Below are 10,704 nucleotides of genomic sequence, written 5' to 3'. Positions count from 1 at the left end.
CCCCTTCTGTAAGCCCGGATGCCATGCTGACTTGGTTACAACGCAACACCCTGACCTTCCCGCCGCTGGAAAAAGCCATGCGCGATCCCAACGGATTGCTGGCTGCGGGTGGCGATCTGTCCGCCGATCGTCTGATTCAGGCCTATCGCCATGGCTGCTTTCCATGGTTTTCGGAAGGCCAGCCGATCCTCTGGTGGTCGCCGGATCCGCGTACCGTGCTGTTTCCCGACGAACTGCACGTCTCGCGCAGCCTCAGCAAGCTGCTGCGTCAGCAACGCTATCAAGTGACCTTTGATCAGGATTTTGCCGCGGTCATTCGCGCGTGCGCTGCACCGCGCGACTATGCCGACGGGACCTGGATTACCGAAGCGATGCAGAACGCCTACCTCGCGCTGCACCAGCGGGGCTACGCGCATTCGGTGGAGGTCTGGGATCAGGGGGAACTGGTCGGCGGGCTCTATGGCCTGGCGATGGGGCAGTTGTTTTTCGGCGAATCCATGTTCAGCCGTGCGGACAACGCCTCCAAATTCGGCTTTGCCACCCTGGTCAAACATCTGAAAGATTCAGGTTTCGTGCTGATCGACTGCCAAATGCCCACCGATCATTTGCACAGCCTGGGCGCCCGCGCCATTCCTCGTCGCGAGTTTGCCCGCTATCTTGCGCAGCATCTGGACCAACCCAGCCGTGCCACCTGGGTTTGCTGAGCGACTTTCGCGCGCGTGGCTTACACTTAATTCAAAGCTTATACCGAGGGTTGATCATGACCGAGTTGGCGCGTTTGAAGTTTTATGCCACTCAGCCCCACTCTTGCAGTTATCTGCCCGAGGAGCAGGCCACAACGCTGTTCCTCGACCCTAGCCAGCCCATGGATGTGCATGTCTATGCAGACCTGTCTGAAATGGGTTTTCGTCGCAGCGGCGATCATCTTTATCGGCCACATTGCCAGAATTGCAATGCATGCGTGCCTGCGCGCATTCCGGTGGCGCAATTTTCGCCGAATCGTCAGCAGAAACGCATTTTCAAGCGCAATGCCGACGTGCAGGTGCGCCCGACCAAGCCGAAGTTCAGCGAAGAGTACTTCGACCTGTATCAGCGCTACATCGAACAGCGCCATGCCGATGGCGACATGTACCCGCCGAGTCGTGACCAGTTCTCGACCTTCCTGGTGCGTGACCTGCCATTTTCGCGTTTCTACGAATTTCGCCTGGAGGGCCAGCTGTTGGCGGTGGCGGTCACTGACTTGCTGCCGAACGGTCTGTCGGCGGTCTACACCTTCTACGAACCCTCTGAAGAACGCCGCAGCCTGGGGCGCTATGCGATTCTCTGGCAAATCGCCGAGGCCCAGCGCCTGGGGCTTGAAGCGGTCTACCTCGGATACTGGATCAAGAACTGCAAAAAAATGAGCTACAAGACCCAATATCGCCCGATCGAACTGTTGATTAATCAGCGTTGGGTCATCCTGAACTAGAACCCCTTGGCTTAAACCCCATTTTTCGGGCACAATGCACGCCGCTTTTGCCTGGCGCAGTTGCACCGGGCCATTCATTGGACACCGAGGGCTTTACTGCATGTCGAAAGAAGACAGCTTCGAAATGGAAGGCACTGTCGTCGACACCCTGCCCAACACCATGTTTCGCGTGGAGTTGGAAAATGGGCACGTCGTAACCGCGCATATCTCCGGCAAGATGCGCAAGAACTACATTCGTATTCTTACCGGTGACAAAGTGCGCGTCGAGCTGACGCCCTATGACTTGAGCAAAGGGCGCATCACTTACCGCGCTCGCTAATCAAGTCAATACAAAACGCCCGGCTTTTGCCGGGCGTTTTTGTTTGTCTGCGATTTGGTTGGGCTTGGTGTGAATATCCATTTTTTTGGTGATGGCTGGTATTGGTTTCGCTTTTACAGCGAGTCACTTTCGAAAAGCGCGAAAGTAACCAAAGCGCTTTTGCCCCTTTCGTTCGGTGGCTCGCTAAGGCTCGCCATACCCTCGCTCCGGTCCTGCTCCGTGGGCCCGCCGCCATCGGCCATCCCTGGCCGGGGGCGGCTAACCCGGCATCCATGCCGGGTTGCCCACTGCGCAGAACCTGCGCTCGGCCTCTCGAGGGGGCGACTACCGCCACAGCCGCCGAGGCGGCCTGAAAGCCGACCTGGCTCTGCAGTTGTCCGCGCTGTCCTTCACTGCTGCGTTCACTCATTCCGGATATGTACACCGCCCCCTGTAGGAGCCGGCTTGCTGCGGGCGGCGTTCCGACGATGGCGTTCACCCAGTCAATACATGCGTCGACTGACCCACCGCTATCGCCAGCAAGCCGGCTCCTACACGGTGATTGGGTTCACACGATTCAAAATTGTAGGAGCCAGCTTGCTGGCGATGGAGGTCAACGATAACGCGGGCTGTCTGAATGAACGCGTTGCCCAAACGATTTTCGCCGGCAAGCCGGCTCCTACAGGGATCGACGTACGCTTTTGATTTTCACCACTCATCAGGCCGAGCGTTAGCTCGCCTTGGCTTTTGATCTTGAGGTGCACGCCCCCTCGAGAGGCCGAGTGGAGGTTCTGCGCAGTGGGCAACCCGGCATGGATGCCGGGTTAGCCGCGCACGGCCAAGGATGGCCGATCGCGGCGGGCCCACGGAGCAGGACCGGAGCGAGGGCATGCCGAGCCTAGGCGAGGCACCGAACGAAAGGGGCAAGAGCCCTTGGTTACTTGGGGCTCTTCCAAGTGACTCGCCGTAAGGGCGAAACCAATAGCCGCCGTTACCAAAGAAACGGATATGCACCCAAACCAAGCAGCCAACAAAAAAGGCGCCCGAAGGCGCCTTTCGCTTTACAACAGATCAACAACCGTCAGGCCATTTCAGCCGTGGTTTCAAACTCGAAGGTCAGCTCGCCGTCCTTCAGGTCGATATGCACCACCCCACCATGGTCAGCCAGCTCGCCAAAGAGAATCTCTTCCGCCAGCGGACGCTTGATCTTGTCCTGAATCAAACGCGCCATCGGCCGAGCGCCCATTGCCGAGTCGTAACCACCTGCCGCCAGCCAGCTTCGCGCCGCGTCGGTCACTTCCAGCTGCACGCGCTTGTCTTCCAACTGCGCCTGAAGCTCGGTAAGGAACTTGTCCACCACGCTTTTGATGACCTCATGACTGAGGCGACCAAACTGGATAATGGTGTCCAGACGGTTGCGGAACTCCGGCGTGAAGCTCTTCTTGATCACTTCCATCGCATCGGACGAGTGGTCCTGATGAGTGAAACCGATCGAAGCACGCGCCGCGGTTTCGGCACCGGCGTTGGTCGTCATGATGACAATCACGTTACGGAAGTCCGCCTTGCGCCCGTTGTTATCGGTCAGCGTACCGTGGTCCATGACCTGCAACAGCAAGTTGAAGACTTCCGGGTGCGCCTTCTCGATTTCATCGAGCAACAGCACGCAGTGAGGCTGCTTGGTGATGGCTTCGGTCAGCAGACCGCCCTGATCAAACCCGACGTAGCCAGGAGGCGCACCGATCAGACGCGATACGGTGTGGCGCTCCATGTACTCGGACATGTCAAAACGAACCAGCTCGATACCCAACGCCTTGGCCAACTGACGCGCCGCTTCGGTTTTACCGACACCGGTCGGGCCTGCGAACAGGAACGAACCGACAGGCTTGTCAGGCGACTTGAGGCCCGCACGGGACAGTTTGATCGCGGTCGACAGCGAGTCGATTGCGGCATCCTGACCAAACACCGTCAGCTTCAGGTCACGCTCAAGGTTACGCAGCAGCTCTTTGTCGGAACTGGTGACGTGTTTTGGCGGAATCCGCGCGATTTTCGCGACGATGTCCTCGACCTGAGGCACTTCGATGCGTTTCACGCGTTTCTCGATCGGTTGCAGACGCTGGTAGGCGCCCGCCTCGTCGATCACGTCGATGGCCTTGTCCGGCATGTGCCGGTCATTGATGTAACGCGAGGCCAGTTCAGCAGCGGCGCGCAGGGCTTCATCACTGTATTCGATATTGTGATGGAGCTCGAAACGCCCTTTCAGGCCACGCAGGATGCCGATGGTGTCTTCCACAGACGGTTCCGACACATCGACTTTCTGGAAGCGTCGTGCCAGGGCACGGTCCTTCTCGAAGATGCCGCGGAATTCCTGGAAGGTGGTCGAACCGATGCAACGGATGTCACCGGACGACAGCAGCGGCTTGAGCAGGTTCGAGGCATCCATGACGCCACCGGACGCGGCACCCGCACCAATGATGGTGTGGATTTCGTCGATGAACAGGATCGCCTGCGGACGTTTTTTCAGCTCATTGAGCAACGCCTTGAAGCGTTTCTCGAAATCGCCGCGGTATTTGGTCCCGGCCAGCAAGGCGCCCAAGTCGAGGGAATACACCACGCTGTTGGCCAGCAGGTCTGGCACCTGATTGTCGACAATACGCTTGGCCAGGCCTTCGGCAATCGCGGTTTTACCCACGCCCGCCTCGCCCACCAGCAGCGGGTTGTTTTTGCGTCGACGCGCGAGGATCTGCGCGACACGCTCGACTTCGAGCTCACGACCTACCAACGGATCGATTCGACCCTGGCGCGCGAGTTCGTTGAGGTTACTGGCATAAGCATCCAGAGGATTGCCTGAAGAAGAAGACTCACCGCCCTCGTCGTCCTGCATATCTTGCTCACCTTCAGAGTGATCGCCATGCCCCGGCACTTTGGAAATGCCGTGTGCGATGTAGTTGACGACATCAATGCGTGCAACGCTCTGCTGTTTCAGCAGGAACACTGCCTGACTTTCTTGCTCACTGAAGATCGCAACCAGCACGTTGGCGCCAGTCACTTCGCGTTTGCCCGAGCTCTGTACGTGGAAAACAGCACGCTGCAGAACACGCTGGAAGCCCAGGGTAGGTTGGGTCTCGCGATCCTCATCATGAATAGGGATCAACGGCGTGGTGGAGTCGATGAACTCCTGCAGATCATGCTTGAGTTTGTCGAGGTTGGCGCCGCAGGCACGCAAAACGGTGGCGGCAGCCTCATTGTCCAATAAGGCCAGCAGAAGATGTTCGACGGTCATGAATTCATGACGCTTCGAACGGGCCTCCTTGAAGGCAAGATTGAGGGTGACTTCGAGCTCGCGGTTTAACATAGCTTCACCTCATACCCAAGTGGTCGGCGATTAACCGTCCTTCTCGATTTCACAGAGTAGCGGATGCTGGCTTTCCCTGGCGTACTGGTTGACCTGCATGGCCTTGGTCTCGGCAATGTCGCGGGTAAACACTCCACATACTGCCCGTCCTTCTGTGTGGACGGCCAGCATGACCTTGGTCGCCAGCTCGCGATTCAGGTTAAAAAACACCTCGAGCACTTCGACGACGAAATCCATCGGTGTGTAGTCATCATTAAACAAAACCACCTTGTACATCGGCGGCGCCTGTAAAGCAGGCTTGGCCTCCTGAACAGCAATGCCTGCGGAATCGTCGTCGTGTAAATCAGGGCGATCCTGATTGAATGTTAGTCGAATCTGGCTGATTGCATGCATGGAAAGAAAGGTTCGTCAGTTGTGCGAATACAGTAGTGGGGACGGTTATGAACGATTTCAATACCGACTGCCGGGTCACCTTGACTATCGGCAAAACGGTGTTACAACCAATAGAGCCCACAGTGGGTAAAAAAGGTCCGCGGAGTCAATCTTATTTACAGGATTCGACTGCGGATGTACTGGATGATACTCCAGTGATGGAGTCTGTTGCAGAGGGATATGAGCATGGCTGTCGGTAAGGTGAAATGGTTCAACAATGCCAAAGGGTTCGGTTTCATTAACACCGACGCCAGAGAAGGTCGTGACGAGGACGGTAAAGAGATCGATTTCTTTGCCCACTATTCCGCCATTGATATGGACGGATACAAAACCCTCAAGGCCGGGCAACTCGTGAAATTCGAGATCGTGCAGGGCCCCAAAGGCTTGCATGCCACGAAGATCACGAATGCGACTGTCGAGCATGAACACGCCCAGCCCTCCACCCATCATGACCTTCATGAAAAGGTATCGAACTGACGCAACCGATCATCCAGTCATAAAAAAACCGCCCGAAGGCGGTTTTTTTGTTCCGATTCGCTTACATGTGCGAAATCAGTGCATCGCCAAACCCGGAAGACGACACCAGCTTCGCGCCGTCCATCAGACGTTCGAAGTCATAGGTCACGGTCTTCGCGGAAATCGCGCCGTTGGTGCCCTTGATGATCAGGTCGGCCGCTTCGGTCCAGCCCAGGTGACGCAGCATCATCTCGGCGGAAAGAATCAGCGAGCCCGGGTTGACCTGGTCCTTGCCGGCGTACTTCGGCGCAGTACCGTGGGTCGCTTCGAACATGGCGATGGTGTCGGACAGGTTGGCACCCGGCGCGATACCGATACCGCCCACTTCCGCCGCCAGGGCGTCGGAGAGGTAGTCGCCGTTCAGGTTCAGGGTCGCGATCACATCGTATTCGGCCGGGCGCAGCAGGATCTGCTGGAGCATGGCGTCGGCGATGGCGTCCTTGACGATGACGTTCTTGCCGGTTTTCGGGTTCTTGAACTGCATCCACGGACCGCCATCGAGCAGGGTCGCGCCGAACTCTTCAGCCGCCACTTCGTAGGCCCATTCCTTGAAGGCACCTTCGGTGAACTTCATGATGTTGCCTTTGTGCACGATGGTCAGCGAGTCGCGATCGTTGTCGACCACGTACTGCAGAGCCTTGCGCGCCAGACGCTTGGTGCCTTGCAGGGACACCGGCTTGACGCCGATACCGCAGTTTTCGTCGAAACGGATCTTGGTGACGCCCATTTCTTCTTTGAGGAACTTGATGACCTTGGTCGCTTCCGGCGAACCGGCCTTCCACTCGATACCGGCATAAATGTCTTCCGAGTTTTCACGGAAGATGGTCATGTCGACGTCGCCTGGCTTCTTGACCGGGCTAGGCACGCCTTCGAACCAGCGCACCGGGCGCAGGCAAACGTACAGGTCGAGTTGCTGACGCAGGGCCACGTTCAGGGAACGAATGCCGCCGCCGACCGGCGTGGTCAGAGGGCCCTTGATGGAAACCACGTAATCCTTGACTGCGTCCAGGGTTTCCTGAGGCAGCCAGGTGTCCTGATCGTAAACCTGAGTTGCTTTCTCCCCGGCGTAGACTTCCATCCAGGAAATTTTGCGCTCGCCGCCGTAAGCCTTCTTAACAGCAGCATCGACAACCTTGATCATGACCGGGCTGATATCAACGCCAATACCATCGCCTTCGATGAAGGGGATGATCGGGTTGTTAGGAACATTGAGAGAATGGTCCGCGTTGACGGTGATTTTGTCGCCGACTGCTGGAACCTGAATCTTCTTGTATCCCATGCTGAACTCCATTGTTTGGATTGAACATCTGGCTTCGTCCGAGCGTACCCCAGTTAAATCGGCGCGCAAACCCTATGTTCTGCCCATCGACTGCAAAGCTGCGCAGTTCGTGTTCTACAAGCCTGAAAGCAAAGGGAAAAGCGCCAAACTCAAGCACGGCCAACGACTCTACGCCCTGCACTCCCCTGCGACCTTTAGACCAATGGACGACAATCGTTACGTATGAACCATCGGCAGATTGCCAGCTACCTATGTATAATGCCGCCCGCTGACCACAGAGTCACGACGGCCGACCTCTCTAGCACGAGACTTTGGACCCGAAAAAGCAGGACTGTTACCGCAGTCCACCCGCTTGACGCTCGACTGATGCACCCAACATCACCGCGCACAAATCTCGACATTCGGCTCATGGATGACTTTGAACGAACGCGCTTACCCGGCGCCCCTCGAGTTTCTGCGCACGCTTTAGCAAAGAAGAGAGAGTTAATCCGAATATGCCCACCCGCTCGAAGATCATCTATACCTTCACCGACGAAGCCCCAGCCCTCGCCACCTATTCACTGTTGCCTATCGTAGAAGCGTTCACCGCTTCGGCTGATATCGCCGTTGAAACCCGCGATATCTCTCTTGCAGGGCGCATCCTGGCCAGCTTCCCCGAGCAATTGGGTGACAAAGCCGTAGCCGACCACCTCGCCGAACTGGGCGACCTGGCCGTTACGCCAGAAGCCAACATCATCAAGCTGCCGAACATCAGTGCTTCGGTTCCGCAACTGCAGGCCGCGATCAAAGAGCTGCAAGCCCAGGGCTTCGCACTGCCGGACTACCCGGAAACCGTGACCAGCGACGCCGACAAAGAAGCCAAATCGCGCTACGACAAGATCAAGGGCAGCGCCGTGAACCCGGTTCTGCGCGAAGGCAACTCCGATCGTCGCGCCCCGCTGTCGGTCAAGAACTACGCTCGCAAGCACCCGCACAAAATGGGCGCCTGGGCTGCGGACTCCAAGTCCCACGTCGCGCACATGAGCACCGGCGATTTCTACGGCAGCGAAAAAGCTGCCCTGATCGACGCCGCTGACGCCGTCAAAATCGAACTGATCGCTCAAGACGGCACCACCACCGTCCTGAAAGAAAAGACCACCGTGCAAGCCGGTGAGATCCTCGATTGCGCGGTCATGAGCAAAAACGCTCTGCGCAGCTTCATCGCTGCCGAGATCGAAGACGCCAAAGCCAAGGGCGTGCTGCTGTCGGTTCACCTGAAAGCCACCATGATGAAGGTCTCCGACCCGATCATGTTCGGCCAGATCGTTGCCGAGTTCTACAAAGACGCACTGGCCAAGCACGCTGACGTGCTGGCACAGATCGGCTTCAACCTGAACAACGGCATCGGTGACCTGTACGCTCGCATCAAGGCTTTGCCTGCCGAGCAACAAGCGCAGATCGAAGCGGACATCCAGGCGGTCTACGCCGTTCGTCCTTCGCTGGCCATGGTCAACTCCGACAAAGGCATCACCAACCTGCACGTGCCGAGCGACGTGATCGTCGACGCCTCGATGCCGGCGATGATCCGTGACTCCGGCAAAATGTGGGGCACTGACGGTCAGCTGCACGACACCAAGGCTGTGATCCCGGATCGCTGCTACGCCACCATCTACCAGGCCGTTATCGAAGACTGCAAGCTGCACGGCGCTTTCGATCCGACCACCATGGGCAGCGTGCCAAACGTTGGCCTGATGGCGAAAAAAGCCGAAGAGTACGGCTCGCACGACAAGACTTTCCAGATCAAGACCAACGGTGTTGTCCGCGTGACGGACAGCAAAGGCGCCTTGTTGCTGGAGCAGTCGGTTGAAGCCGGCGACATCTTCCGCATGTGCCAGACCAAAGACGCGCCGATCCAGGACTGGGTCAAACTGGCCGTCAACCGTGCTCGCGCAAGCAGCACCCCAGCGATTTTCTGGCTGGACCCAATGCGCGCTCACGACGGCGTAGTGATCGAGAAAGTTCAGGCTTACCTGAAGGATCACGACACCTCCGGCCTGGACATCCGCATCATGTCGCCAGTCGACGCGATGGCCTTCACCCTGGGCCGCACCCGCGAAGGCAAGGACACCATCTCGGTGACCGGCAACGTACTGCGCGACTACCTGACCGACCTGTTCCCGATCATGGAACTGGGCACCAGCGCCAAGATGCTGTCGATCGTTCCGCTGATGAACGGCGGCGGTCTGTTCGAAACCGGCGCCGGCGGTTCGGCACCGAAGCACGTTCAGCAACTGCTGGAAGAGAACTTCCTGCGCTGGGATTCTCTGGGCGAGTTCCTCGCTCTGGCCGCTTCCCTTGAGCACCTGGGCGTTACTTACAACAACCCTAAGGCGCTGGTTCTGGCCAAGACCCTGGACCAGGCCACCGGCCAGTTCCTGGACAACAACAAGTCGCCATCGCGCAAAGTCGGCAACATCGACAACCGCGGCAGCCACTTCTACCTGGCGCTGTACTGGGCTCAGGCCCTGGCCGCCCAGACTGAAGACGCTGCACTGCAAGCGCAGTTCGGCGAGCTGGCAAAAACCCTGACCGAGAACGAGGCGACCATCGTTGCCGAGCTCAACGCCGTTCAGGGCAAGCCAGTGGACATCGGCGGTTACTACCACGCCAATGCCGAGCTGATCAGCAAGGCCATGCGCCCAAGCAACACTTTCAACGCCGCGATCGCTGCGCTGGTTTAAGGTTGTAAGGATGCAAAGAAGCCCCGGCCATGTGCCGGGGTTTCTGTTTCTAAAGGCTGACCACAACCTTGTAGGAGCTGGCTTGCCGGCGATAGCGGTTTATCATTCAACATTTTTATTGGCTGACACTCCGCGATCGCCGGCAAGCCGGCTCCTACAGGTTTCGCATTTCAACATTTGAGGACTGTCTATGGACTGGAAACCCCACATCACCGTCGCCACCATCGTCGAAGACAATGGTCGCTTCCTGATGGTCGAAGAAACCAAGCACGGACGGACGGTGCTCAACCAGCCCGCCGGCCACCTCGACCCGAACGAAACCCTGACCGAAGCCGCCGTACGCGAAACCCTCGAAGAAACCGGCTGGGACGTCGAGGCGACCGGCGTGGTGGGCATTTACCTATACACTGCGCCCAGCAACGGCGTGACGTATCAGCGAGTCTGCTTCATCGCAAAAGCGCTCAAGCACCACCCCGACTATCAACTGGATGACGGCATCGTCGGCGCAAAATGGCTGACGCGTGACGAACTGCTGGCACAACGCGCAAACTGGCGCAGTGAGCTGATCATCCGTTGTATCGATGATTATCTGGACGGTAAACACTTCGGCCTCGAACTGATCCGCCCTTCTCTTTAGCC

The 10,704-nt window shown here is 57.8% G+C and carries 11 protein-coding genes; 8 read left to right on the top strand and 3 right to left on the bottom strand.

Annotated features, from left to right (window positions below; translation table 11 throughout):
• Positions 1-23: 23 nt before the first annotated feature.
• The 4 genes from aat (at position 24) to KGB24_RS10330 (ending at position 2,471) form a co-directional block, all read left to right on the top strand.
• Positions 24-704, top strand: a complete 681-nt coding sequence (gene aat / locus KGB24_RS10345; protein WP_192227335.1) for a leucyl/phenylalanyl-tRNA--protein transferase — start codon at positions 24-26, stop codon at positions 702-704.
• Between the two features lie 56 nt (positions 705-760).
• Entirely contained in the window at positions 761-1,468 is a 708-nt protein-coding gene (locus tag KGB24_RS10340; RefSeq protein WP_008029519.1) for an arginyltransferase, read from the top strand.
• Between the two features lie 100 nt (positions 1,469-1,568).
• Complete coding sequence (gene infA / locus KGB24_RS10335) at positions 1,569-1,787, top strand: translation initiation factor IF-1 (RefSeq protein ID WP_002553999.1); 219 nt, start codon at positions 1,569-1,571, stop codon at positions 1,785-1,787.
• Positions 1,788-2,276: 489 nt separating this feature from the next.
• A complete protein-coding gene (locus tag KGB24_RS10330) occupies positions 2,277-2,471 on the top strand; it encodes a hypothetical protein (protein ID WP_223415107.1) in 195 nt (64 codons plus the stop codon).
• 376 nt (positions 2,472-2,847) lie between these two features.
• Here the strand turns inward: KGB24_RS10330 and clpA are convergent, their stop codons facing one another.
• Positions 2,848-5,118 carry an ATP-dependent Clp protease ATP-binding subunit ClpA gene (clpA, locus tag KGB24_RS10325; protein WP_008033994.1) on the bottom strand — a complete coding sequence of 757 codons (2,271 nt, stop codon included), beginning with the start codon at positions 5,116-5,118 and terminating at the stop codon, positions 2,848-2,850.
• Between the two features lie 30 nt (positions 5,119-5,148).
• Positions 5,149-5,511, bottom strand: coding sequence for an ATP-dependent Clp protease adapter ClpS (clpS, locus tag KGB24_RS10320; RefSeq protein WP_015094394.1), 363 nt, complete (start codon positions 5,509-5,511; stop codon positions 5,149-5,151).
• A 225-nt stretch (positions 5,512-5,736) separates the two neighbouring features.
• On the opposite strand from clpS, the gene KGB24_RS10315 reads away from it, so the two are divergent.
• Positions 5,737-6,027, top strand: a complete 291-nt coding sequence (locus KGB24_RS10315; protein WP_223415106.1) for a cold shock domain-containing protein — start codon at positions 5,737-5,739, stop codon at positions 6,025-6,027.
• A 61-nt stretch (positions 6,028-6,088) separates the two neighbouring features.
• Here the strand turns inward: KGB24_RS10315 and icd are convergent, their stop codons facing one another.
• Entirely contained in the window at positions 6,089-7,345 is a 1,257-nt protein-coding gene (gene icd, locus KGB24_RS10310; protein WP_008033986.1) for an NADP-dependent isocitrate dehydrogenase, read from the bottom strand.
• On the opposite strand from icd, the gene KGB24_RS10305 reads away from it, so the two are divergent.
• The 3 genes from KGB24_RS10305 to KGB24_RS10295 all read left to right on the top strand — a co-directional run bounded on the left by KGB24_RS10305 (position 7,344) and on the right by KGB24_RS10295 (position 10,702).
• A complete protein-coding gene (locus KGB24_RS10305) occupies positions 7,344-7,571 on the top strand; it encodes a hypothetical protein (protein WP_032829130.1) in 228 nt (75 codons plus the stop codon). The two genes, icd and KGB24_RS10305, sit on opposite strands and share 2 nt — an antisense overlap.
• 268 nt (positions 7,572-7,839) lie before the next feature.
• A complete protein-coding gene (locus tag KGB24_RS10300) occupies positions 7,840-10,065 on the top strand; it encodes an NADP-dependent isocitrate dehydrogenase (RefSeq protein ID WP_192227333.1) in 2,226 nt (741 codons plus the stop codon).
• Positions 10,066-10,255: 190 nt separating this feature from the next.
• A complete protein-coding gene (locus KGB24_RS10295) occupies positions 10,256-10,702 on the top strand; it encodes an NUDIX hydrolase (protein WP_008032714.1) in 447 nt (148 codons plus the stop codon).
• The last annotated feature ends 2 nt before the right edge of the window (positions 10,703-10,704 follow it).

The sequence above is a fragment of the Pseudomonas sp. BF-RE-25 genome (genome assembly GCF_019956105.1).
Lineage (GTDB): Bacteria > Pseudomonadota > Gammaproteobacteria > Pseudomonadales > Pseudomonadaceae > Aquipseudomonas > Aquipseudomonas migulae.
This window is presented reverse-complemented; position numbering and strand designations above follow the sequence as displayed.